The following is a 22,786-nucleotide window of genomic DNA, read 5'->3' on the forward strand; positions in this document are numbered from 1 at the left end:
AAGGTTGACTCGAAGGATCACGCGGTGACCGTTTCACGTCCAGCAGCGACACGCTGTCGGTTGTGGTGCTGGTCACCGGGTTACACCACTCTATGGGGCACTACTGAGTCGGCTCGGCCGAGGGATGCGAGTCCGGCTCGGTCGCCGCGGCGAGGGGCGCTCCACCGACGTGACACGTGCCGGCGTGCCGAGCGGGTTGTCCGGAGTGCCGGTAGGGCCGCAGGACGGTAGGTCTGGAGACAGGGGGTTTGCGTGTGAGTTCGACTGCGGACGTCGAGCCGCCGAAGGTCGCTCTGGTGACCGGGGCCAGCCGCTTCCTCGGTGGATACCTCGTCACCCGGCTGGCGCAGAATCCGGCGATCGAACGGGTCATCGCGGTCGACACCCAGTCGCCCACCAAGGACATGCTGCGGCGCATGGGCCGCGCCGAGTTCGTCCTCGCCGACATCCGGAACCCGCTGATCGGCAAGGTGATCCGCAACATGGACGTCGACACGGTCGTCCATGCCTCGACGGTCACCAAGGCCCCCAAGTCCGGCAGCCGCACGGCCATGAAGGACATGAACGTCCTCGGCGCCATGCAGTTGTTCGCGGTGTGCCAGAAGGTGCCGTCCGTTCGGCGCGTGGTGCTGCGGTCCTCGTCGGCGGTGTACGGATCCAGTGCCAAGGACCCGGCGAAGTTCACCGAGGAGATGAGCGCGCGCAGACGTCCGACCGGTGCCTTCGCCCGCGACATGATCGAGATCGAAGGCTATCTGCGGGGCCTGGCCCGCCGGCGCAGCGATCTGTCCACCACGATCCTGCGGCTCGCCCCGACCGTCGGGAACCGGCTGCCCGGATCGCTGTCGCCGTACCTGACCTCGCCGCTCGTGCCGACGGTGTTCGGGCGGGACGCCCGGTTGCAGTTGCTGCACGAAGAGGACGCGCTGTCCGCGCTCGAGCGGGCGACGGTCGCCGGGCCTCCCGGCACCTTCAACGTCGCCGGGGACGGCATCGTGATGCTGTCGCAGGCCGTTCGCCGCGCGGGCGGTCTCGCCGTGCCGATGCCGTACGGGCTGTTCCGCACCGCCGGACACGCACTCATGGGGTCGGTCATGAAGTCGTTCACGAAGGAAGAACTCGACTACTTCCACTTCGGCTGCGGACTGGACACCACCCGGATGCGCGCCGAACTCGGGTTCGAACCGCGCTGGACGACGAAGGACGCACTCGACGACTTCGCCCGCAGTATCGGGCTGAACCGCATCGTGAAGACCGAATGGGTCGATCGAGCCGAATCGATGGTGCTCTCCGCGTTGGGAGAGAGGACGGAGGCGCGATGACACAGGTTGCAAAAGTCATTCCCCTGCACGGCGGAGCGAACGCGCAGCGCCGCGGCGGCGCGAGACCCGGCAGCGGGCATCCCGCCGGACTCGACCTGGGCGGTCCCGACGTCGACGCCTTCGACCTGCCGACCCGGCACACCGCCGCGGACGGCTTCCTCGACGACCTCCGCCGGTCCCTGATCGGCCAGGTCACCGGCACCGCGGAGTTCGTGCGCCGGCGCATGACCGGCGACTACGACGTCGACGACTTCGGTTTCGATCCGCACTTCGCCGAGAACGTCGTGATGCCGCTGCTGCGGCCGCTGTTCGACAAGTGGTTCCGCGTCGAGGTCCGCGGCATCGAGAACATCCCCGCGGACGGCAGCGCGCTCGTCGTCGCCAACCACGCCGGAACCCTCCCGATCGACGCGCTCATGACGTCGGTCGCGGTGTGGGACCAGGCGGACCGCCCGTTGCGGATGCTCGCCGCCGACCTCGCGTTCGACATGCCCGTCATCGGCACCGTCGCGCGCAAGGCCGGTCACACCCTGGCCTGTCACCCCGACGCCGAGCGACTGCTGCGCGACGACCAGGTCGTCGCGGTGTTCCCCGAGGGCTACAAAGGCCTGGGCAAGCCGTTCCGTGAGCGGTACAAGTTGCAGCGGTTCGGCCGCGGCGGGTTCGTGTCCGCGGCGCTGAAGACGCAGGCGCCGATCGTGCCGTGCTCGATCGTGGGTTCCGAGGAGATCTACCCGAACATCGCCGACCTCACCTCGCTCGCGCGTGTGCTCGGACTGCCCTACCTGCCGGTCACGCCGCTGTTCCCCGCCTTCGGTCCGCTCGGGCTCGTTCCGTTGCCGTCCAAGTGGTACATCGAGTTCGGCACCCCGATCGCCACCGACGTGTACGACGAGGCGGCGGCCGACGACCCGATGGTGCTGTTCGAGGTCACCGACCACGTGCGGGAAACCATCCAGCAGACGTTGTACAAACTGCTCACCCGGCGCCGGAACGTTTTCCTGGGCTGAGCCGCGGCAGGGCTGCGCGGTGTGGTCCGGGGCTACGCGGCGTGGTCCCGGCGACGGCCGAGGAGAACCGCCAGCGCCCCGCCCGCCGCACCGATCCCCAGCGCCGTCGGCACGCCGATCTTCGCGGCCTTGCGCGCGGTCCGGAAATCCCGGACCTCCCAGCCCCGGGTCTTGGCGAGTTCCCGCAGGTCGGCGTCGGGATTGATCGCGACCGCCGTCCCCACCAGCGACAGCATCGGCGCGTCGTTGTGGCTGTCGGAATAGGCGGTGCAGCGCTTGAGATTCAGCCCCTCCCGGATCGCCAGTGCGCGCACCGCGTGCGCCTTGCCGAGCCCGTGCAGGATGTCGCCGACGAGGCGGCCGGTGAAGACGCCGTCCTTCGACTCGGCGACCGTGCCGAGCGCCCCGCTCAGGCCGAGACGCTTGGCGATGACGTCGGCCAGTTCCACGGGCGTCGCCGTGACCAGCCACACCTGCTGTCCCGCGTCGAGATGCATCTGCGCGAGTGCGCGCGTGCCCGGCCAGATCTTGTCGGCGATGATCTCGTCGTAGATCTCCTCGCCGAGGCGTCGCAGTTCCTCCGTCGAACGGCCCTGCACGAACGACAGTGCCTTCTCGCGACCGCTCGCGACGTCGTTCGAGTTCTCCTTGCCGGTGATCCGGAACTTCACCTGCTGCCACGCGAACTCGAGCAGATCGGTCTTGCGGAAGTAGTCGCGCGAGACCAGCCCGCGGGCGAAGTGGATGATCGAGGCGCCCTGCACCATCGTGTTGTCGACATCGAAGAACGCGGCGGCGGTCAGGTCGCGCGGGACGGGGGTCTCGGCCTCGATGCCGATCTCCGCTTCGGTGCGGGCCTCGTGCAGCGCCAGCGCGGCGTCGGCGCTGGCCTCGCCGGCGAGGTTCGCGCGCACCTCGGCCTCGCTGGGACCGAACTTGCTGAACAACCGGCGGCGTCCCGGTCGGATGAGCGCGGACAGAGACTCGCCGAATCCTCCCCCGTACGGCAATGAACGTCCAGGCACTCGCACCTCCGGTGTCACGACGGCCGTGTCGCCGCGGGCAGCGGACGACGCGCCCAGCCTAGCCCGCGGCCGGGCAGGGTTCCGGGCGGGAGCGAACGCGGAGACCGGGTGTGACGTTCATCTCGACAGGTGATGACGCACAGTAGGGGGATGACAGAGTCTCGTCCGGCCGCCGCAGGCGCATCCGTACCCGCCCACGAAGTCACGCTTCTCGTCCGCGCCGGCTGCGGCGCGTGCGCACCCGCACGCGAACAGCTCGAGCAGGTGTGCGAGGAGTTCGGGCTGACCGTGACGTGCATCGACGTCGACGACGCTGCCGCAACGGATCCCGAGTTGCGAGCCGAGTTCGGTGACCGGTTGCCGGTCGTCCTGCTCGACGGCCGCGAGCACAGCTACTGGGAGGTCGACGAACCTCGGCTGAGGGCCGATCTCGCTCGCTGACCGCGACAGGCGGGGTCGTCGCGCAGGTAGCGAGCACATTCGAGGCCCTTGGAGCAACTTTGTGCATGGCTTCACAAGCGGTTACCGTGGTGTGAACGAAACCCCGGATCACCGTGAGGACCGACGTGTATCCGTCGGCCGGACGAGGAGCCACGAACGTGACAGAGCTGCACCCACCGCAGGGCGACGACGCCCGCGGCACCGCCGGGACCGGCGGGGGGGCCTCTCCCGGAGTTCCGGTGCGTGACATCCCCCAGGCTACTGTGACCCGTCTCGCGACCTATCTGCGGGTCCTCGGTGGGCTCGCCGACGCGGGCACCCTCATCGTCTCGAGCGAGGAACTCGCGACCGCGTCGGGCGTCGGATCGGCAAAGCTCCGCAAGGATCTGTCGTTCCTCGGGCCCAACGGTGTCCGCGGTGTCGGATATGACGTGCTGCGCCTCCAGGCGCGGATCGAGAACGCGCTCGGCCTGGACCGCGGGCACCGCGTCGTACTGGTCGGCGTCGGCAGCCTCGGCCGTGCGCTGGCCCGGTACCCGGGTTTCGATCGCCGCGGATTCACCATGGCCGGCCTGTTCGACTCGGACCCGCGGATCGTCGGCACCCGCGTGGGGGAGCTGACCGTCCGTCACGTCGACGGACTGGAGTCGGGAGCCCGCGAACTCGGCGCGACCATCGGGGTCGTCGCCACGCCCGGCGACGCGGCCCAGCAGGTGTGCGATGTCCTGGTCCGGTCCGGGGTGCGCAGCGTGCTCAGCTTCGCCGCGACGGCGCTGGACGTGCCCGAGCACGTCGAGGTGCGCCGCGTCGATCTCGCCGTCGAGATGCAGGTGCTCTCCTTCAACAGCGTCCGCAACGACGAACTCGCCCACGCTTCCGGTGACGGACGGCCTGCCGGAATGGCGCAGCCCTGCGGTCCCCTCGGAACCGCGGTGAAGGCAACGAGCGCCCCGCACCGGGCCTCGTCCGGGAAGCCGGGCCCGTTGGGTTCGGCCGTGACAAGAAACGGATCGGTGATCGCACCGTGAGTGTTCTCCTCGTCGGGATCTCGCACCGGAGTGCCCCGGTTTCCGTACTCGAGAAGGTCGCGGTCACCGACACCGACCGTCCGAAGCTGACGGACAAGATGATGTCCTCCGGGCACATTTCCGAGGCGATGATCGTCTCCACCTGCAACCGGGTGGAGATCTACGCGGTCGTCGATGCGTTCCACGGGGCGCTCGCCGACGTCAGCGCCCTGATGGCCGAGCATTCCGGGCTGACCCTCTCCGATCTGCACCAGCACGCGTACGTGCGATACAGCGAGGCCGCCGCCGAGCACCTGTTCTCGGTCGCCAGCGGTCTGGACTCGATGGTCGTCGGCGAGCAGCAGATCCTCGGCCAGATCCGGACCGCCTACGCCAGCGCCGACGCCCAGCAGGCCGCGGGCCGGGCGCTGCACGAACTCGCACAGCAGGCGCTGCGCGTCGGCAAGCGCGTCCACAGCGAAACCGGGATCGACGCGGCCGGTGCCTCGGTGGTGTCGGTTGCGCTGGACAAGGCCGGCGCCCGGCTCGGCGGTCTCGTCGGGCGCACCGCCGCCGTGATCGGAGCCGGAGCGATGGGCGGGCTCGCGGTCGCGCACCTGACCCGCGCCGGGATCGGCCGGATCATCGTGACCAACCGCACCCGCGACCGCGCCGAACGTCTCGCCGAGACGGCCCGCGGCAACGGGGTGGAGGCCGACGTCGTTCCGTTCGGCGATCTCGCGTCCGCGCTCGCCCAGGCGGACGTCGCGGTGACCTGTACCGGCGCGGTCGGCACCGTGGTGACCCTCGCGGACGCGCACCGCGCGCTCGCCCAGCCCGGCCGCGGAGCGGACCGCCCCCTCGTCATCTGCGACCTGGGGCTGCCCCGGGACGTCGACGCCTCCATCTCGGGCCTGCCCGACGTCACCGTCTTCGACATGGAGGCGCTGCAGAACGATCCCGCCGCGGGCGCGGCCGCTTCCGACGCGGACGCCGCCCGCGCGATCGTCGCCGCCGAACTGTCCGACTACCTGACCGCGCAGCGTCTCGCCGAGGTCACCCCGACCGTCACCGCGCTGCGGCAGCGGGCCGCCGAGGTCGTCGAAGCCGAACTGATGCGCCTCGAATCCCGCCTGCCCGACCTCGACGACGGGGAACGCGGCGAGGTCGCGCGGACGGTCCGCCGCGTGGTCGACAAACTTCTGCACGCGCCGACGGTGCGTGTGAAACAACTGGCGTCCACCCCCGGCGGCGACCAGTACGCCGAGGCGTTGCGTGAACTGTTCGAACTGCGCCCGGGTGCGGTCGAGGCCGTCGCCATGCCAACGGCGAAGGAACCGGGCGCCCTGCCGGATCCGGTCGGCGCGACCGACCTGTCCGCAGCCCTCGATCCCGCCCTCACAACGGAGCTTCGGGCTCCACGAAAGGACAGGCAGGCATGAGCGCCGAGGCCGCATCGGTTACCCGGAGCGACGACCGGGCCGGCAGCCGCACGTTGCGTATCGGAACGCGCGGCAGTCTCCTCGCGACCACGCAGGCGGGCACCGTCAGAGACGCGCTGACAGCCGCCGGACATCCGGCCGAACTCGTGATCATCACCACCAAGGGCGACACGTCGATGGCACCGGTCGAACGCATCGGCGTCGGGGTGTTCACCGCGGAACTGCGCGAGGCGCTGCTCGCCGGCGAGGTCGATCTCGCCGTGCACTCGTACAAGGACCTGCCGACCGCGCAGGATCCGCGCCTGGTCATCGCCGCGGTCCCGGAGCGGGAGGATCCCCGCGACGCGCTCGTCGCGCGCGACGGCCTGGTGCTGGGCGAACTGCCGCCCGGATCGAAGGTCGGGACGTCCGCGCCGCGACGCCGCGCCCAGCTGGCCGTGCTGGGCCTCGGCCTCGACATCCAGCCGCTGCGCGGCAACATCGACACCCGGCTCGGCAAGGTCGAATCCGGCGAACTCGACGCGATCGTCATCGCCCGCGCCGGGCTCTCCCGGATCGGGCGGACCGACCGCATCACCGAGTCCCTCGAACCGGTGCAGATGCTGCCGGCGCCCTCTCAGGGCGCACTCGCCGTGGAGTGCCGCGCCGACGACCCGGACCTGATCGCCGTGATCGGCGGGCTCGACGACCCGGCAAGCCGCGCCGCCGTCGTCGCCGAACGCGCACTGCTCGCCGAACTCGAGGCCGGGTGCACCGCACCGGTCGGGGCCCTCGCCGAGGTCGTCGAATCCCTCGACGACGACGGCAGGGTGTTCGAGGAGCTGTCGGTGCGGGGCTGCGCCGCCGCGATCGACGGTTCCGACGCGATCCGCGCGAGCGCCGTCGGGCCCCTGGACCGCGCCGACGAGCTGGGGCGCGCCGTCGCCCGTGAGCTCCTCGATCTCGGAGCCCGCGACCTGATGGTCACCGAGGAAGGCACCGCGGGCGAGCAGGCAACAGAAGGTGCCGCAGATGTTTGACGCCCTGCGTTTTCCTTCCCGTTTTCCCGATACCGCAGATTTGATCGCACTGGAGAATGACCGATGAGCCGAGTCCGCAAGCACACTCCCGGACGGATCCTGTTCGTGGGATCCGGGCCGGGTGACCCGGCGCTGCTCACCGTACGCGCACGCGACGTGCTGACAGGCGCCACCATGGCCTTCACCGACCCGGACGTCGACAAGGCCGTCGTCGCGCTCGTCGGCATCGGCGCCGGCCACGACCCGGAGACCGGGGAGCCGGTCGCCGAGGTCCGTCCCGCCCTGGGCGAGCCCGCCGAGGTCGCGAAGACCCTGGTCGCCGAGGCCAGGAACGGCCACGACGTGGTGCGCCTGGTCGCCGGTGATCCGATGACCACCGATTCGGTGATCGCCGAGGTCAACGCCGTGTCCCGCACCCAGGTGGTGTTCGAGGTCCTGCCGGGTCTGCCCTCCGGATCGGCCGTCCCCAGCTACGCCGGGATGGCGCTGGGTTCGTGTCACACCGAGGTCGACGTCCGCGGTGAGGTGAACTGGGCTGCGCTCGCCGCCGCGCCCGGCCCCCTCGTGCTGCACGCCACCTCCGGGCACCTGGCCGAGACGGCCAGTGCCCTCGTCGAGCACGGTCTGGCGCCGCAGACCCCGGCCGCCATCACGGTCCGTGGCACGACCCGCCAGCAGCGCACCGTCGAAGCGACCCTCGCGACCCTCAACGACGCCGGTTCCGAGCTGGTGGGCCCGCTGATCGTCACGGTCGGGAAGATCGTCTCGCATCGCAACAAGTTGTCGTGGTGGGAGTCGCGTGCCCTGTACGGCTGGACGGTGCTGGTGCCGCGCACGAAGGATCAGGCCGGTGAGATGAGCGATCGGCTCGTCACCCACGGTGCGATCCCCATCGAGGTGCCGACCATCGCGGTCGAGCCGCCGCGCAGCCCCGCCCAGATGGAACGGGCCGTCAAGGGCCTGGTGGACGGCCGCTACCAGTGGGTGGTGTTCACCTCCACCAACGCGGTGCGCGCGGTGTGGGAGAAGTTCGAGGCGTTCGGTCTGGACGCTCGGGCGTTCTCCGGTGTGAAGATCGCGTGTGTCGGCCAGGCCACCGCGGACAAGGTGCGCTCGTTCGGCATCACCCCGGAACTGGTTCCCACCGGGGAACAGTCCAGCGAGGGCCTGCTCGCCGAGTTCGCGCCCTACGACGACGTGTTCGACCCGGTCAACCGGGTCCTGCTGCCGCGCGCCGACATTGCGACCGAGACGCTCGCCGAGGGCCTGCGCGAACGCGGCTGGGAGATCGACGATGTCACCGCGTACCGCACCGTCCGGGCCGCGCCGCCGCCGGCCGAGACCCGCGAGATGATCAAGACCGGTGGTTTCGACGCGGTGTGCTTCACATCGTCGTCGACGGTCCGCAATCTCGTGGGCATCGCCGGTAAGCCGCACGCGCGCACGATCGTCGCGTGCATCGGCCCGAAGACCGCCGAGACCGCGATCGAGTTCGGCCTGCGGGTGGACGTGCAGCCCGAGTCCGCGCAGGTCGGTCCGCTGGTCGAGGCGCTCGCCGAGCACGCGGCCCGGCTGCGCGCCGAAGGTGCCCTGCCGCCGCCGCGCAAGAAGTCCCGAGCTCGGCGCTGACTCCACTCGTGCGCGGTTTCGGTAGCCACCGCTACCGGGACCGCGCACGACTCGTATCGGAAGGTGTAGACCGTGTATCCGGAATTCCGTCCCCGCAGGCTGCGCACCACCCCGGCGATGCGACGCCTGGTGGCCGAGACCTCGCTCGAGCCACGGCATCTGGTGTTGCCGATGTTCGTCGCCGACGGTATCGACGCGCCCCGCGAGATCTCGTCCATGCCCGGGGTGTTCCAGCACACGCAGGACTCGTTGCGGGCCGCGGCGACGGCCGCGGTCGAGTCCGGAGTCGGCGGCCTGATGCTGTTCGGTGTGCCGCGACCGGAGGACAAGGATGCATGCGGGTCGGGTGCCACCGATCCCGAGGGAGTGCTGAACCGGGGGCTGCGCGCGCTCCGCGACGAACTCGGTGACGCGACCGTGCTCATGGCCGACACGTGCCTGGACGAGTTCACCGATCACGGTCACTGCGGCGTGCTCACCGGCGCCGGCCGGGTCGACAACGACGCGACGCTCGCTCGATACGCGGAAATGGCTGTGGCGCAGGCGGAATCGGGGGCGCATCTGCTCGGTCCGAGCGGCATGATGGACGGCCAGGTCGCGACGATCCGTGAGGCGCTCGACTCGGCCGGCTTCCAGGATGTCGGGCAGCTCGCCTACGCGGCCAAGTACGCGTCGGCGTTCTACGGTCCGTTCCGGGAGGCCGTGGGATCGTCCCTGGAGGGCGATCGCCGTACCTACCAGCAGGATCCGGCGAACCGTCGGGAGGCGCTGCGTGAGGTCGACCTCGATCTCGCCGAGGGTGCGGACCTGGTGATGGTCAAGCCCGCGATGTCGTATCTCGACATCCTGCGGGAGGTCGCGGATCGTTCCGACGTTCCGGTTGCGGCATACCAGATTTCGGGCGAGTACTCGATGATCACCGCTGCTGCGCAGAACGGCTGGATCGACCGGGACGCCGCCGTCCTCGAATCGCTGATGAGCATCCGCCGCGCCGGGGCCGACATCGTCCTGACCTACTGGGCCGCCGAGGCCGCGGGCCGGCTGTCGTGACCGCGCCGGGGCCCATGCCGATGCCGACGCCGCCGCACGGTCCGGGCGGCGGCGAGCCTCGCCCGATGCCCGTCGACGTCGGAACCGCCTACCAATTGTGGTGCGGAGTACTGATTTTCGGAATCGTGTCGACGGTCACGAGCCTGGTCGTCATGTGGCGGGATCGTCAGGCATTCGTGGATCTGCTGATGGAGCAGATGTCCACGATGTCCGGTTCGGAGACGCTGACCCGTGACGACGTGCTGGCACTGATTCCGGTGGGGCTGGGCGTCGCGGCGCTGGGCAGCTTCGTGATTCTCGGGCTGCTCTATCTCGTCGTGCGGCAGATCCGGCGCGGCAAGAACTGGGCGCGAATGCTGTTGACGCTGGTCGGAGTGTTCATGACCCTCTCGACCGTGCCGACGCTGTTCGGCGTGGGCGCCGGAACCGGCGCCGAGAGCTGGGTGCTCGGAATCGTGGCGATCCTGCAGTCGGTGCTCACGGTGGGCGCGATCGTACTCATGCATCGCCGCGAATCAAATCTGTACTTCCTTCGTATCCCTAAGAATTGAGGATTCGACACCCGTTCGCTCCGGGTATTTGACGTTGCGGCCGCGGGGGGTACGGTGGGCTCGACCAACGGTCTGTGGCCGTGCCCGACGAGCGTGAGGACGTCATGCAGGTGGAACACTCGCACGTGGAACCGCGACCCTACAGCCGTCGGCGAGAGGCACTTCTGATCGGCCTCATCGCGGTTCTGGGTCTCGTGACACTCGTGCTCCTGGTCGTTCCCGGCGCTCTCTCGGCCTGACGGACAGTCCACCCTTGACCGACGGTTCGACCACGACGGACGGTCTGCCCGCCCCGCTGTTCCACGAACCCGGTGCCCGCTGGCGGACGGTGGCGTTCGGTCCGCTCTTCTGCCTGGTCGCGCTCGTGATCGAACTGGCGACCGGCCCAGTCGTGCACTGGATCGCGCTGCCGGTCATGGGAGCGGTGCTCGCCGTGTTCGCCTACATCATGGTCGTCGCGGGCCGGCGGCACGTGAGCGTGGAACTGACCGAGGCCGTGCTTCGGCAGGGGACCGAGGAACTGCCGGTCGCCGACATCGAGGCGGTTCTCGCGCCTGCGGATCCGGAGGCGCGGGACCCGGCCCGCTGGGAGAACGCGCGCACCCTCGGGGAACTGTCCGGTGTGCCCCGGAAGCGCACGGCGATCGGATTGCGGTTGTGCGGTGGCACGTTCGTCCGCGCCTGGGCGAAGGACGACGTCGCGCTGCGCGCGTGTCTCGACAGCCTCGTGAGTGGCCGTTCGCGCTGACGACCCGGTGGCGGAAGGTACCCCCGGGGGGTATGGTGGTGTGAGTTGTCGAGACTCGAAGGAGCCCCCGAATGCAGAACACCTACCGTGTCGAAGGCATGACCTGCGGCCACTGCGTCTCCGCGGTCCGAGAGGAGATCTCCGCGCTCACCGGCGTCTCCGACGTGGACGTGAACCTCGAGACCGGTGCCGTCGTGGTCACCAGCGAGACCGGACTGGACCGGCAGGCCGTGGCGGACGCCGTCGACGAAGCCGGATACGTCCTCGTCGGGTGACACCGTGACCGCCGGAGTGCGCACGGCCACCGCGTCGCTGGTCGCGGGCGCGGCGCTCGTCTTCGCCGCGTCCGCCTGCACGAACACCGAGCCGCCCCGGACACAGGTGCCGGGGACTTCCGCGACCGTCCCCGCGAGCGGGCCCCCGGCGGTCACCGTCGACACCGTGCTCGACGGTCTGGATCACCCGTGGGACGTCGTGGTGGCACCCGACGGCACGGTCCTCACCGGCGAACGCGGCGGCCGTTTCGTCGTCCGCCACCCGGACGGGCAGGCCGCGACGCTGCAGGCCGACCTGTCCGATCTCCACGCGATCGGCGAGACCGGACTGATGGGGATCGCCCTGTCCCGCGACTTCGCCACCGACCGCACGTTCTACACCTGCCAGGGGCACCGCGACCCGGACGACGTGCGGGTGGTCGCCTGGACCGTCGACCCCGACTGGACCACCGCCACCCGCACGCGCACCGTGATCTCCGGCATGCCCGTCGCCGGCGGTGGACGCCACGGCGGCTGCCGGATCCTCGCGCACCCGGACGGCACCCTCTACGTGGGCACCGGCGACAGCACACGCCCCACCGTCCCGCAGGACCGCGGCAGCCTCGGCGGCAAGGTACTGCATCTGAATCCGGACGGAACTCCCGCCGCCGGCAACCCGGAACCCGGCAGCGCCGTCTACACGCTCGGGCACCGGAACGTGCAGGGACTGGCGCTGCAGCCCGGCACCGGGCGCATCTACGCCGTCGAACAGGGCACCCGGCGTGACGACGAGGTCAACCTGCTCGAACCGGGCGGCAACTACGGCTACCGGCCCGACCGGGAACCGGGCCGCTACGACGAATCGGTACCCATGACCGACCCGGACCGGGTTCCCGGCGCGATCGGCGCGGTGTGGAGTTCCGGTTCGCCGACCATCGCGACACCGGCTGGGGCGTTCGTCACCGGCGACGCGTGGGGACGATGGTCGGGAGCCCTCGCCGTCAGCAGTCAGCAGGAGGAGCAGCTGCTCCTGTTGCGCCTGTCCGACGACGGGCGCAGCGTCGTCGACTCCACCACCCTGCTCGAAGGAACCTACGGGCGGCTGCGGTCACTGACCCCGCTGCCGGACGGTTCCCTGCTGGTCACCACCGACAACGGGAACGACGATCGCGTCCTCCGGGTGATGCCGAACTGAACTCCGCGGACCCGCGGCGCACCGATCAGGCGAGTCCCGCGTCGGTCCCCGGTCCGTCGAGCATCGCCGAACCCAGCAGGAACTCGGGCACGCCGAGCCCCTCGACGAGTGTCGCGGCGTGCGGCCGCAGCGACCGGCACCGCTCGTTGATGCCGCGCAGCACCGCTTTGGCCCGCTCCACGGACAGGTGCCGGTGCTCCATGAACCACGCCTTGTCGTCGTCGATGACGCTCAGCGCATAGAGATCGCACAGGTCCGACAGCAGTTCCCGGGCCGTCTCGTCCTCACACGACTCGATACCTGCGACGAACGCTTCGAGCACGACGCGGTCGATGTGCGCGCGGGCCGCGTGCAGCACGTGATCCTGCACGAAGTTGAACGCGTCGAACTGGTTGTCCTCCCGCTTCGCCGCCGCCTGCAGCCGTCGCGCCGCCGTCGAGAGCAGGTACTGCTCCCGATCCTCGAACATGGTGAGCTGCGTGCCCCGGTTGAACAGGCTGCCGTCCTCCTCGTTGTCCTGCCGGGTGTCGACGAGCGTCTGGATGATCTGCTGCGCGGCGGTGCGTTTCTTCACGATGTCGGACACCGTGGTCGCCGCGAACCGCATCCACTCGACCGGGCTCATGCCGCGCACCTCGTCGGCGTACGCGGTGAGCAGTTCCTTCGCGACGAGCTGGGTGAGGACATGATTGTCGCCCTCGAACGTGGTGAACACGTCGGTGTCCGCCCGCAGCGCCGTCAGCCGGTTCTCCGCCATGTAACCGGCGCCGCCACACGCTTCGCGGCACTCCTGGATGGTGCGGGTCGCGTGCGCCGTGTTCGCGACCTTCAGGCCCGCCGCACGACCCTCGAGTTCGCGCTGTTCCTGCGGGTCGACCTCGTCGACGGGACTGGACTGGATGCGGTGCATCGCCGTGATCAGTTCGTTCTGGGCGAAACCGAGCGCATACGAGCGGGCGATCAGCGGCAGCAGCCGGCGCTGGTGGACCAGATAGTCGAGCAGCAGCACCTCCTGCTCGTCGTTCGGGGCCGAGAACTGGCGGCGCTGCAGTGCGTACCGCGTCGCGATGGTCAGGGCGACGCGCGCCGCGGCCCCGGCCGAGCCGCCGACCGTGACGCGACCGCGCACCAGGGTCCCGACCATCGTGAAGAACCGCCGGTTCGGGTTCTCGATGGGGGAGTGGTAGGTGCCGTCCGCGTCGACGTCCGCGTACCGGTTGAGCAGGTTTTCGCGCGGGATCCGCACCCCGTCGAAGGTGATGCGGCCGTTGTCGACACCGGGCAGCCCGCCCTTGTATCCACAGTCGGAGGTCGTCACACCCGGCAGGTCGTTGCCGTCCTCGTCGCGGATCGGCACGACGAAGCAGTGCACACCCTCCGTGGCGCCGCCGGTGATCAGCTGCGCGAACACCGCGGCGACCGTCGCGTGCTGCGCCGCACCGCCGATGTAGTCCTTGCGCGCGGACGGCGTGGGGGAGTCGACGACGAACTCCTGGGTGGCCGGATCGTAGGTCGCGGTCGTCTCCAGGGCCTGCACGTCGCTGCCGTGGCCGGTCTCGGTCATCGCGAAACACCCGAGCAGCTCGAGATCGATGAGGGGGCGGATGTAGCGGTCGTGGTGCCGCTGCGTGCCGAGGTTCTCGATCGCGCCGCCGAACAGGCCCCACTGCACACCCGACTTCACCATCAGCGACAGATCCGACATGGCGAGCATCTCGATCGACGCGACAGCGCTGCCGGGGTCCCCGGTGCCGCCGCTCGCCTCGGAGAAACCGGCCGACGCGTAGCCGGCCGACGCGAGCAGGCGCATCTGCTCGAGGACGGTCGCGCGGGCCCGATCCAGATCGGGAATGTGATGGGGGGCGAACTCCTGCCGTGCCAGGTCGGTGCGGGCACGGGAGCGTGCCTGCCGCCACGCGCCGTCGAGGGTGTCGCGGAGTTGATCAGCTGTGGTCGCCATGAATCCGACCCTAGGACGGTGCCGCCGCGAGCGCTGACGTTCGGAATCCGCCTCACCGCGAATCCCGAGTTCGGCGACCGGGCGAGACGGTCGTCACGCGCGCGCTCCTCGCACGCCGAGCCGTCTTTTGGCAAATCCGCCGAAACTGGGACACTGGAGGTCGTGACTGCGACCCCCGATGCCTCCCGCACCCACGACACCGCTTCCGCCGCCCTGTTCGACCGGGCATCGAGGGTGACGCCCGGAGGCGTCAACTCGCCGGTGCGGGCGTTCGGTTCGGTCGGCGGGACTCCCCGGTTCATCGCGTCGGCCACCGGCAGCACGCTCACCGACGTGGACGGCAATACCTATGTGGACCTGGTGTGTTCGTGGGGGCCGATGATTCTCGGCCACGCGCATCCCGCAGTCGTGGAGGCGGTGCGGACCGCCGCGACGTCCGGCCTGTCGTTCGGTGCGCCGACCGCCGGTGAGGTCGAACTCGCCGAGGAGATCGTGGCGCGGATCGCGCCCGTCGAGCAGGTCCGGCTCGTCAATTCCGGAACCGAAGCGACGATGAGCGCGGTGCGTCTGGCGCGCGGATTCACCGGCCGCAGCAAGATCGTCAAATTTTCCGGGTGTTATCACGGTCACGTCGATGCGCTCCTCGCCGACGCCGGCTCCGGCCTCGCGACGTTCGGGTTGCCGACGTCCCCCGGTGTGACCGGCGCGCAGGCCGAGGACACCGTCGTGCTGCCGTACAACGACCTCGAGGCCGTCCGGGCCGCGTTCGCGGCCAACCCGGGGCAGATCGCCGCCGTCATCACCGAGGCCGCCGCCGGGAACATGGGTACCGTCCCGCCGCTGCCCGGCTTCAACGAGGGCCTGCGCGAGATCACCCGCGAAAACGGCGCCCTGCTGATCATGGACGAGGTCATGACCGGATTCCGCGCCAGTGCCACCGGCTGGCACGGCATCGACGGGGTCGCCGGCGACCTGGTCACCTTCGGCAAGGTGATGAGTGGAGGCCTGCCCGCCGCCGCGTTCGGTGGTCGCGCCGACGTGATGGCCCGCCTCGCTCCCGCCGGCCCGGTCTACCAGGCCGGCACCCTGTCGGGGAACCCGGTCGCGGTCGCTGCGGGCCTCGCGAGCCTGCGCGCCGCCGACGCCGAGGTGTACGCGAGCCTCGACCGCAACGCCGCGACCCTGGGCCGGCTGCTGGACGACGCCCTGACCGCCGAAGGCGTGCCGCACCGCGTCCAGAACGCCGGAACCCTGCTGAGCGTGTTCTTCACCGACGGTCCCGTCACGAACTACGACGAGGCGAAGGCCGCGCAGACCTGGCGTTTCCCGGCGTTCTTCCACACTCTGCTCGAGCACGGCGTGTACGCCCCGCCGAGCGCATTCGAGACGTGGTTCGTCTCGTCCGCCCTCGACGACGACGCGTTCTCGCGTATCGCCGACGCGCTGCCGCACGCCGCGAAGGCCGCCGCGGCAGCGACGGCACCCTGACCGGCCCCGATCCGCCTTTCACCCCGATCTGCTCACCGCCCGACGCGAGGAATACCCACGTGACCGAATCCGTCCCGTCCGAGAAGCGCACCATCGTGCACGTGCTGCGGCACGGCGAGGTGCACAATCCCACCGGCATCCTCTACGGCCGGCTGCCGGGCTACCGGTTGTCCGTCACGGGTGAATCGCAGGCACGGTCGGTCGCTGCGGCACTCGCCGACCACGACATCGCGCACGTCGTCGCGTCCCCGCTGGATCGGGCACAGCAGACCGCCGCGCCGATCGCGGAGAAGCACGGCCTCGAGATCGTGACGGACACCAATCTCATCGAGGCGGGCAACCAGTTCGAGGGACTGAAGGTCGCGGTGGGCGACGGCGCGTTGAGCCGTCCCCGGCACTGGTGGAAGTTGCGCGACCCGTTCACCCCGTCGTGGGGGGAGCCGTACCTGCAGATCGCGCACCGTATGCTCGCCGCCGTCAACGCCGCGCGGGTGGCTGCCGTCGGCCGCGAAGCGGTGTGCGTGAGCCACCAGCTCCCGGTGTGGACGCTGCGCCGTTTCCTCGAGGGTGAGCGGCTGTGGCACGACCCGCGGAACCGGCAGTGCAGCCTCGCGTCTCTGACGTCACTGGTGTACGACGGGGACACCCTCGTCGACATCGTGTACTCCGAGCCGGCCGGAGCCTCCGATCCGAATGTGCACGGCGCATGAGAAGGATCCTCTCGGCGGTCGCGGCGCTGCTGTGCAGCGTCGCGGTTCTGACGTCGTGCGCGACCGGTGACGACGCCGTCGCCACCGGCGGCACCTTCGACTTCGTCTCCCCGGGCGGCCAGACCCGCATCTTCTACGATCCGCCGTCCGAACGCGGCACCCTCGGTGACCTGTCGGGCGAAGACCTGATGAACGAGGGACGGACGCTGTCGCTCGCCGACTACGAAGGCCAGGTCGTCGTCCTCAACGTGTGGGGTCAGTGGTGCGCGCCCTGCCGCAGCGAGGTCGGCGACCTCGAGCAGGTGTACGAGTCGACCAAGGACCTGGGCGTGCAGTTCCTCGGCATCAACGTCCGCGACAACCAGCGCGACAAGGCGCAGGACTTCGTCGTCGACAACAAGGTCGGCTATCCGTCGATCTACGATCCGGCGATGCGCTCGCTGCTCGCGCTGGGCCGCAACTATCCGACGTCGGTGGTGCCGACGACCGTCGTCCTCGACCGCGACCATCGTGTCGCCGCGGTGTTCCTCACCGAACTGCTCGTCGAGGACCTGCAACCGGTCGTCGAGCGGATCGCCGCCGAACCGGCCGGACAGCAGTGATGACGAGCATCCCGGCGTTCACCGCCACCGACACGGTCCTGGCGTTCACCGCCACCGACACGGTCCTGGCGTCCGGCGTGGGCGAGACCTTCCAGTCGCTGGCCGCGGGGGGACCGCTGCTGCTCGCGGCCGGGGCGTGTCTGCTCGCCGGTCTCGTCTCGTTCGCGTCGCCGTGCGTCGTGCCGCTCGTTCCCGGCTATCTGTCGTACCTGGCCGGTGTCGTCGGTGCGGAGGCACCCGCCGTGACCGAGGCGCAGGCGCAGGCGCGCACGACGACGCTGCGCAACGACGGCCGGTTGCGGGTCGCCGGTGCCGCGGGACTGTTCGTCGCCGGGTTCACCGTCGTGTTCGTGCTGGCCACCGCGTCCGTGTTCGGGGCGATCTCCCTGCTCTCGGTCAACCGCGACGTCATGATGCGGGTCGGCGGTGTCGTCACCATCGTCATGGGCCTGGTGTTCGTCGGCCTGATCCCGGCGCTGCAGCGCGACACCCGGCTCGAGCCGCGTCGTCTGTCGAGCCTGGCCGGTGCGCCGCTGCTCGGTGGGGTCTTCGCTCTCGGCTGGACCCCGTGCCTCGGTCCGACGCTGGCCGGAGTGATCTCGCTGGCCGCCGGCACCGAAGGCACGACGGCGGCGCGCGGGGTCGCGCTGATCGTCTTCTACTGCATCGGCCTCGGCCTGCCGTTCGTGGTGCTGGCCCTGGGGTCCGCGCGCGCACTGCGGGGTGTCGGCTGGCTGCGATCCCATGCCCGCACCGTGCAGATCTTCGGTGGCGTGATGCTGATCGCCGTCGGGGTCGCCCTGGTCACCGGTGCGTGGGACGTGTTCGTGTCCTGGGTGCGGGACGCCTTCATCTCCGAGGTGACGCTGCCGATCTGACGGTAGCGATCGCCACAAGTTCCGAACGTTTCGAGAGGCAGTACATGCAGCCCGATCAGATGGTCCGCGCGGGGGACCGCAGCGCCGGGGGAGGCCGCAGCATCATGGGAGACCACACGTGACCGCGACCGACACTCCGACGACCGCGCCGCAGCCGGCGCCCCCGCCGCGACAGGGCCCGGCCGGACGGGCCGTCGCCTTCGTGCGCAACACCTGGCGCGGCCTGACCTCGATGCGTACCGCGCTGGTGCTGCTGTTCCTGCTGGCACTCGCCGCCATTCCGGGTGCGTTGCTGCCGCAGCGCAGTCTGAACGTCGGCAAGGTCGACGAGTACATCGCGGCGCGGCCCACCCTCGGCCCGCTCATGGACAAGCTCGAACTGTTCGACGTGTTCGGCAGCTTCTGGTTCACCGCGATCTACGTGCTGCTGTTCGTCTCCCTGGTCGGGTGCATCCTGCCGCGCTGCGTGGAGCACTACCGGGCGCTGCGGACCCGGCCGGTGCCGGCTCCGCGGAATCTGGGCCGGCTGCCGCACCACGCCGAGACGACCGTCGACGGAAGTCCCGAGGAGGCGCTCGCGCGGGTCCGCGGGCAGCTGAAGGGCTGGCGCGTCGCCGAACGCAGCGGGGGCGCCCGCGCGAAGGACGGGGAACTGACCCTGTCCGCCGAGAAGGGGTACCTGCGCGAGTTCGGCAACCTGGTGTTTCACATCTCGCTGGTCGGGCTGCTCGCGACGGTCGCGATGGGCAAGCTGTTCGGCTACGAGGGGCAGCGGATCCTCATCGCGCACGGGGAGGAGTTCTGCACGACCTCTCCGGCGTCGTTCGATTCGTTCCGGGCGGGGATCACCCTCGACGGCACCGGCCTGAATCCGATGTGCATCCGGGTGAACGACTTCCGGGCCGACTACCTCGACAACGGTCAGGCCGAGATGTTCACGTCGAACATCGACTACCAGTACGGCGACGACATCACGTCGAACACCTGGCAGCAGGCCGAGCTGAAGGTGAATCATCCGTTGCGCGTCGGCAGCGACCGCGTCTACCTGCAGGGGCACGGATTCGCGCCGACGTTCACGGTGACCTGGCCGAACGGGGAGACCCGCACCGAGACGCTGCAGTTCGCCCCGGACGATGCGACGACGTTCCTGAGCAGCGGCGCGATGCGGTTCGACCCGCCCGGCGGCATGTTCCCGGACGCCGACGAACGGCGCCGGAACCAGATCGCGATCGAGGGCCTGTTCGCGCCCACGGCCGCGCTGCACGGCTCGCTGTTGTCCTCGGCGTTCCCGGCGATGCTGGATCCGGCCGTGGCGATCGACATCTACAAGGGCGACTCCGGTCTCGACACCGGCAGCCCGCAGTCGCTGTTCTCGCTCAACGGCGAGCTGATCAACCAGGGTCGCCTGGTCAAGCAGGATCGGGTGAACCTGCGTCCGGGTGAGAGTGCCACCCTGCCCGACGGCACCCAGGTCCGGTTCGACGGCGCCACCGACTTCGTGAACCTGCAGGTCTCGCACGATCCGGCGCAGCGGTGGGTGCTCGTGTCGGCACTGACGATGATGGCGGGACTGCTCGTGTCGCTGCTGGTCAAGCGTCGCCGCGTCTGGGTCCGGGTCTATCCGGCCGGTACAGTGGCACACGGCGAACGACAAACCGTAGTAGAACTCGGTGGTCTGGCCCGCACGGATCAGGCGGGCTGGGGTGACGAGTTCGACCGTCTGGTTGCGCGCCTGCTCGGTAACGACGCAGCCGGTGCGGCAGAGGAGAAGAACGCATGATTGCTCACGAGACGCTCGCGCGATACAGCGACTGGGCTTTCGAATCGGCATTCGCGGTGCTGGTGCTGGCCCTGGTGCTGCTCGTCGCCGAGTACGCCACCCACCGCGCGGACCGCGTCGCCGAACGCGAACTCGTCACCGCGGGGGGCCCGCCGGCCGGGACGCAGGTTCCGGGCAGGGTCGACGGCCCGCCCGCCCGGACGCTCTCGGAACGGCTCGGCAACATGGGTCGCGCCCTCGTGGTCGTCGTCGCGGCGCTGCAGGTCGCCTCGATCGTGCTGCGCGGACTGTCCACCGAGCGGTTCCCCCTCGGCAACATGTACGAATTCGTGTCGATGGCGTGCACGGCGGCCGTCCTGTTCGGCCTGGTCGCGCTGCGCAGGCCGGCCTACCGCATCATGTGGGTGTACCTGCTGGTTCCGGTCCTGATCCTGATGTTCCTCGCCGCGACCGTCCTGTACGCGGACGCCGCGCCCGTCGTGCCGGCGCTGCGGTCGTTCTGGCTGCCGATCCACGTGACGATCATCTGCATCGGCAGCGGCATCTTCCTCGTGTCCGGTGTGGCCAGCCTGCTGTTCCTGCTGCGCATCCGATTCCCCCAGGACGCCGAGGGAAGCGGTGTGTTCGGCCGTATCGCGCAGCGTCTGCCGGATGCGCAGACCCTCGACCGTCTCGCGTACCGCACCACGATCATCGCCTTCCCCCTGTTCGGGGCCGGCATCATCCTCGGCGCGATCTGGGCCGAGGCGGCGTGGGGCCGCTTCTGGGGCTGGGATCCGAAGGAAACCGTCTCGTTCATCACCTGGGTCGTCTACGCGGCGTACCTCCACGCCCGCGCGACGTCGGGCTGGCGGAACACCCGCGCGGCCTGGATCAACGTGGCCGGGTTCGTCGCCATGCTGTTCAACCTGTTCATCATCAACATGGTGGTCTCCGGTCTGCACTCGTACGCCGGCCTGACCTGATCCTGCTATCGTCCTCGACGGTCGTAGGTGGGGGCGAGAACAGGGGGACCGGCCATGCCGGACGGAGCGAGGCGGGGACCGTCGGCGCAGGATCTCGATGCGTCGCTGCTGGTGCGGCGGGTGACGCCGCCGCCCGCGCGCGGATGGCGGCGCGCGCTCTATCAGGGCACGGGCGGGCGCCTCAACGTCGGCGACAACAGCCGCGACCGGAACCGGCTCGAACTCCGCGACCAGGTGCGGCAGCCGCTGCGCGGCTGCTATCGGATCGCTCTGCTGAGTCTCAAGGGCGGGGTCGGCAAGACCACCACGACCGTCACACTCGGATCGACGTTCGCGACGCTGCGCGGCGACCGCGTGATCGCGGTGGATGCGAACCCGGACCGCGGCACGCTGAGCCAGAAGGTGCCGTCGGAAACCCCGGCGACCGTGCGCACGCTGCTGCGGGACGAATCGGACGTGCGCACCTACGGCGACGTGCGCGCCTACACGTCACAGAACCGGCACCGGCTCGAGGTGCTCGCCTCCGACAGCGACCCGGCAATCTCGGAGGCGTTCAGCGCGCGCGACTACGAGCGGGTCCTGTCCACCCTCGAGCGGTTCTACAGCATCGTGCTCACCGACTGCGGAACCGGACTGATGCACTCGGCGATGGCGGCGATCCTCGCGAACGCCGACGCGCTGATCGTCGTCAGTTCCGGTTCGGTCGACGGTGCGCGCAGTGCCTCGGCAACGCTGGACTGGCTGGATGCCCACGGCTATCGCGAGCTGGTCGGCCGGTCGGTGGCGGTGGTCAACGCGGTGCGTCCACGGTCGGGCAAGGTCGACATCGATCGGCTCGTCGGGCACTTCGCGCAGCGCTGCCGCGCGGTACACGTGCTGCCGTTCGACCCGCACCTCGAGGAGGGCGCCGAGGTCGATCCGGACCGTCTGCAGGACCGGACCCGCCGCGCACTGCTGGGGCTCGCGGCGGATGTCGCCGCGGACTTCCCGCGGCGGTCGGGAATTCAGTCGCCGGTGTCCTGACCGTCGGGAGAGGCGGGGCCGTCCGTGCGGCGCCGGTGCACTTCGCGATCGACCTTCCACAGGAATTCGGGATCGTCGTCCGGGCCGAGGGCTCGGCCGGACTGTGGGCGCACACCGGGACCGAACGCCTTCCACAGCAGAACCGCGAGTGTTACCGCACCGATGAATGCCAGCAGATAGAGCACGATGCACCTCCTTGCCGTGGACGCGCCCCGTCGGCCCGGACCGGGCCGTGGGGAACTCTTCCACCCAGTCTATGCGTCGCGACCAGCGGTGACACGGTCAGGTGTCCCCGGCGCCCCGTCGGCGATTCCGCCGGATTGGTCCGAAAGGCCGGAATGTCGAGGGCGACCGGTGTCGTTGCGTCGGAGATGGTTGTCAGTGGGTGGCTTCGGTGGTGAGCGAGCGCAGCAAGGCCAGGACCTCCGTCTCGCGGAAGCGGCGGTGCCCGCCCGGGGTGCGCAGGGATCCCAGCCGTCCGGCATGGGCCCACCGGGTCACCGTCTTGGGGTCGACATGGAAGAGCGCGGCGACCTGACCGGGTGTCAGCAGAGATTCCTTGGCGCCGTTGAATGTGGGTGCACTCATTGCTGTGTCCTCCGGGTGTTTCGTCGTGATCGGGTGTTTCGATCGGTTGTTCCCCGCCATGTTGACACCGAAACCCCCGGTTGCTCGAACGGTCTACGG

24 protein-coding genes are annotated in these 22,786 nt (G+C 70.0%); 20 read left to right on the plus strand and 4 right to left on the minus strand.

Translation table 11 applies throughout. The features are described 5' to 3' along the window. Window positions 1-254 precede the first annotated feature (254 nt). Window positions 255-1,322, plus strand: coding sequence for an NAD-dependent epimerase/dehydratase family protein (locus A8G15_RS05015; protein ID WP_068156074.1), 1,068 nt, complete (start codon window positions 255-257; stop codon window positions 1,320-1,322). Next, the gene (locus A8G15_RS05020) at window positions 1,319-2,332 is read left to right on the plus strand and encodes a lysophospholipid acyltransferase family protein (RefSeq protein ID WP_068156078.1); all 1,014 of its coding nucleotides are present in this window, start codon (window positions 1,319-1,321) and stop codon (window positions 2,330-2,332) included. Before A8G15_RS05015 ends, A8G15_RS05020 begins: the two co-directional genes overlap by 4 nt. A gap of 32 nt (window positions 2,333-2,364) precedes the next feature. Here the strand turns inward: A8G15_RS05020 and A8G15_RS05025 are convergent, their stop codons facing one another. Continuing rightward, window positions 2,365-3,357 carry an HAD family hydrolase gene (locus tag A8G15_RS05025; protein WP_068156080.1) on the minus strand — a complete coding sequence of 331 codons (993 nt, stop codon included), beginning with the start codon at window positions 3,355-3,357 and terminating at the stop codon, window positions 2,365-2,367. A gap of 150 nt (window positions 3,358-3,507) precedes the next feature. Between A8G15_RS05025 and A8G15_RS05030 the strand changes: the two genes are divergently transcribed. The 11 genes from A8G15_RS05030 (at window position 3,508) to A8G15_RS05075 (ending at window position 12,693) form a co-directional block, all read left to right on the plus strand. Next, window positions 3,508-3,798, plus strand: a complete 291-nt coding sequence (locus A8G15_RS05030) for a glutaredoxin family protein (protein ID WP_068156082.1) — start codon at window positions 3,508-3,510, stop codon at window positions 3,796-3,798. Between the two features lie 158 nt (window positions 3,799-3,956). After that, window positions 3,957-4,826, plus strand: coding sequence for a redox-sensing transcriptional repressor Rex (locus tag A8G15_RS05035; RefSeq protein WP_068156241.1), 870 nt, complete (start codon window positions 3,957-3,959; stop codon window positions 4,824-4,826). Continuing rightward, window positions 4,823-6,247, plus strand: coding sequence for a glutamyl-tRNA reductase (locus A8G15_RS05040; RefSeq protein WP_068156085.1), 1,425 nt, complete (start codon window positions 4,823-4,825; stop codon window positions 6,245-6,247). The genes A8G15_RS05035 and A8G15_RS05040 overlap by 4 nt, the downstream gene beginning before the upstream one ends. After that, window positions 6,244-7,266 (plus strand): hydroxymethylbilane synthase, encoded by a 1,023-nt coding sequence (gene hemC / locus A8G15_RS05045; protein ID WP_068156090.1) that lies wholly within the window; start codon window positions 6,244-6,246, stop codon window positions 7,264-7,266. Before A8G15_RS05040 ends, hemC begins: the two co-directional genes overlap by 4 nt. Window positions 7,267-7,329: 63 nt before the next feature. After that, window positions 7,330-8,895, plus strand: a complete 1,566-nt coding sequence (locus A8G15_RS05050; protein WP_068156093.1) for a bifunctional uroporphyrinogen-III C-methyltransferase/uroporphyrinogen-III synthase — start codon at window positions 7,330-7,332, stop codon at window positions 8,893-8,895. Window positions 8,896-8,967: 72 nt separating this feature from the next. After that, on the plus strand, window positions 8,968-9,945 hold the full coding sequence (hemB, locus tag A8G15_RS05055; RefSeq protein WP_068156096.1) for a porphobilinogen synthase: 978 nt from the start codon (window positions 8,968-8,970) through the stop codon (window positions 9,943-9,945). A 65-nt stretch (window positions 9,946-10,010) separates the two neighbouring features. Further along, window positions 10,011-10,496, plus strand: a complete 486-nt coding sequence (locus A8G15_RS05060; RefSeq protein ID WP_245687707.1) for a hypothetical protein — start codon at window positions 10,011-10,013, stop codon at window positions 10,494-10,496. An 80-nt stretch (window positions 10,497-10,576) separates the two neighbouring features. Next, complete coding sequence (locus A8G15_RS30420; RefSeq protein WP_156665256.1) at window positions 10,577-10,735, plus strand: hypothetical protein; 159 nt, start codon at window positions 10,577-10,579, stop codon at window positions 10,733-10,735. Window positions 10,736-10,749: 14 nt separating this feature from the next. Further along, the gene (locus A8G15_RS05065; protein ID WP_068156103.1) at window positions 10,750-11,244 is read left to right on the plus strand and encodes a hypothetical protein; all 495 of its coding nucleotides are present in this window, start codon (window positions 10,750-10,752) and stop codon (window positions 11,242-11,244) included. Window positions 11,245-11,315: 71 nt separating this feature from the next. Beyond that, window positions 11,316-11,519: a heavy-metal-associated domain-containing protein gene (locus A8G15_RS05070; RefSeq protein WP_068156104.1), complete on the plus strand. Its 204-nt coding sequence runs from the start codon at window positions 11,316-11,318 to the stop codon at window positions 11,517-11,519. 106 nt (window positions 11,520-11,625) lie between these two features. Then, a complete protein-coding gene (locus tag A8G15_RS05075; protein WP_245687708.1) occupies window positions 11,626-12,693 on the plus strand; it encodes a PQQ-dependent sugar dehydrogenase in 1,068 nt (355 codons plus the stop codon). Window positions 12,694-12,718: 25 nt separating this feature from the next. Here the strand turns inward: A8G15_RS05075 and A8G15_RS05080 are convergent, their stop codons facing one another. Next, complete coding sequence (locus tag A8G15_RS05080) at window positions 12,719-14,653, minus strand: acyl-CoA dehydrogenase family protein (protein WP_068156107.1); 1,935 nt, start codon at window positions 14,651-14,653, stop codon at window positions 12,719-12,721. A gap of 162 nt (window positions 14,654-14,815) precedes the next feature. Here A8G15_RS05080 and hemL point away from each other — a divergent pair, with 162 nt between their 5' ends. The 7 genes from hemL (at window position 14,816) to A8G15_RS05115 (ending at window position 22,099) form a co-directional block, all read left to right on the plus strand. Continuing rightward, window positions 14,816-16,141: a glutamate-1-semialdehyde 2,1-aminomutase gene (hemL, locus tag A8G15_RS05085; RefSeq protein ID WP_068156247.1), complete on the plus strand. Its 1,326-nt coding sequence runs from the start codon at window positions 14,816-14,818 to the stop codon at window positions 16,139-16,141. Between the two features lie 59 nt (window positions 16,142-16,200). Continuing rightward, window positions 16,201-16,851 carry a histidine phosphatase family protein gene (locus A8G15_RS05090; RefSeq protein WP_068156109.1) on the plus strand — a complete coding sequence of 217 codons (651 nt, stop codon included), beginning with the start codon at window positions 16,201-16,203 and terminating at the stop codon, window positions 16,849-16,851. Next, window positions 16,848-17,453 (plus strand): TlpA disulfide reductase family protein, encoded by a 606-nt coding sequence (locus A8G15_RS05095; protein WP_068156112.1) that lies wholly within the window; start codon window positions 16,848-16,850, stop codon window positions 17,451-17,453. The genes A8G15_RS05090 and A8G15_RS05095 overlap by 4 nt, the downstream gene beginning before the upstream one ends. After that, the gene (locus A8G15_RS05100; RefSeq protein ID WP_068156115.1) at window positions 17,453-18,331 is read left to right on the plus strand and encodes a cytochrome c biogenesis CcdA family protein; all 879 of its coding nucleotides are present in this window, start codon (window positions 17,453-17,455) and stop codon (window positions 18,329-18,331) included. The genes A8G15_RS05095 and A8G15_RS05100 overlap by 1 nt, the downstream gene beginning before the upstream one ends. Before the next feature lie 118 nt (window positions 18,332-18,449). Continuing rightward, window positions 18,450-20,111: a cytochrome c biogenesis protein ResB gene (resB, locus tag A8G15_RS05105; protein WP_068156117.1), complete on the plus strand. Its 1,662-nt coding sequence runs from the start codon at window positions 18,450-18,452 to the stop codon at window positions 20,109-20,111. Further along, window positions 20,108-21,076: a c-type cytochrome biogenesis protein CcsB gene (gene ccsB / locus A8G15_RS05110; RefSeq protein ID WP_068156121.1), complete on the plus strand. Its 969-nt coding sequence runs from the start codon at window positions 20,108-20,110 to the stop codon at window positions 21,074-21,076. The genes resB and ccsB overlap by 4 nt, the downstream gene beginning before the upstream one ends. A 54-nt stretch (window positions 21,077-21,130) precedes the next feature. After that, window positions 21,131-22,099, plus strand: a complete 969-nt coding sequence (locus A8G15_RS05115; RefSeq protein ID WP_068156123.1) for a MinD/ParA family ATP-binding protein — start codon at window positions 21,131-21,133, stop codon at window positions 22,097-22,099. Here the strand turns inward: A8G15_RS05115 and A8G15_RS05120 are convergent. After that, a complete protein-coding gene (locus tag A8G15_RS05120) occupies window positions 22,081-22,284 on the minus strand; it encodes a hypothetical protein (RefSeq protein WP_068156124.1) in 204 nt (67 codons plus the stop codon). The genes A8G15_RS05115 and A8G15_RS05120 overlap by 19 nt on opposite strands. A gap of 193 nt (window positions 22,285-22,477) precedes the next feature. After that, a complete protein-coding gene (locus A8G15_RS05125; protein ID WP_068156250.1) occupies window positions 22,478-22,687 on the minus strand; it encodes a BldC family transcriptional regulator in 210 nt (69 codons plus the stop codon). Window positions 22,688-22,786 lie beyond the last annotated feature (99 nt).

This window comes from Rhodococcus phenolicus (genome assembly GCF_001646785.1).
Classification (GTDB): Bacteria; Actinomycetota; Actinomycetes; order Mycobacteriales; family Mycobacteriaceae; genus Rhodococcus; species Rhodococcus phenolicus.

What these genes read in the sequence shown, in the direction of transcription:
- A8G15_RS05020 (WP_068156078.1), top strand. Translation starts at nt 1,319, where the DNA reads ATGACACAGGTTGCAAAAGTCATTCCCCTGCACGGCGGAGCGAACGCG.
- A8G15_RS05030 (WP_068156082.1), top strand. Translation starts at nt 3,508, where the DNA reads ATGACAGAGTCTCGTCCGGCCGCCGCAGGCGCATCCGTACCCGCCCAC.
- hemC (WP_068156090.1), top strand. Translation starts at nt 6,244, where the DNA reads ATGAGCGCCGAGGCCGCATCGGTTACCCGGAGCGACGACCGGGCCGGC.
- A8G15_RS05050 (WP_068156093.1), top strand. Translation starts at nt 7,330, where the DNA reads ATGAGCCGAGTCCGCAAGCACACTCCCGGACGGATCCTGTTCGTGGGA.
- A8G15_RS05060 (WP_245687707.1), top strand. Translation starts at nt 10,011, where the DNA reads ATGCCCGTCGACGTCGGAACCGCCTACCAATTGTGGTGCGGAGTACTG.
- A8G15_RS05070 (WP_068156104.1), top strand. Translation starts at nt 11,316, where the DNA reads ATGCAGAACACCTACCGTGTCGAAGGCATGACCTGCGGCCACTGCGTC.
- A8G15_RS05080 (WP_068156107.1), bottom strand. Translation starts at nt 14,653, where the DNA reads ATGGCGACCACAGCTGATCAACTCCGCGACACCCTCGACGGCGCGTGG.
- A8G15_RS05095 (WP_068156112.1), top strand. Translation starts at nt 16,848, where the DNA reads ATGAGAAGGATCCTCTCGGCGGTCGCGGCGCTGCTGTGCAGCGTCGCG.
- A8G15_RS05100 (WP_068156115.1), top strand. Translation starts at nt 17,453, where the DNA reads ATGACGAGCATCCCGGCGTTCACCGCCACCGACACGGTCCTGGCGTTC.
- ccsB (WP_068156121.1), top strand. Translation starts at nt 20,108, where the DNA reads ATGATTGCTCACGAGACGCTCGCGCGATACAGCGACTGGGCTTTCGAA.
- A8G15_RS05115 (WP_068156123.1), top strand. Translation starts at nt 21,131, where the DNA reads ATGCCGGACGGAGCGAGGCGGGGACCGTCGGCGCAGGATCTCGATGCG.
- A8G15_RS05125 (WP_068156250.1), bottom strand. Translation starts at nt 22,687, where the DNA reads ATGAGTGCACCCACATTCAACGGCGCCAAGGAATCTCTGCTGACACCC.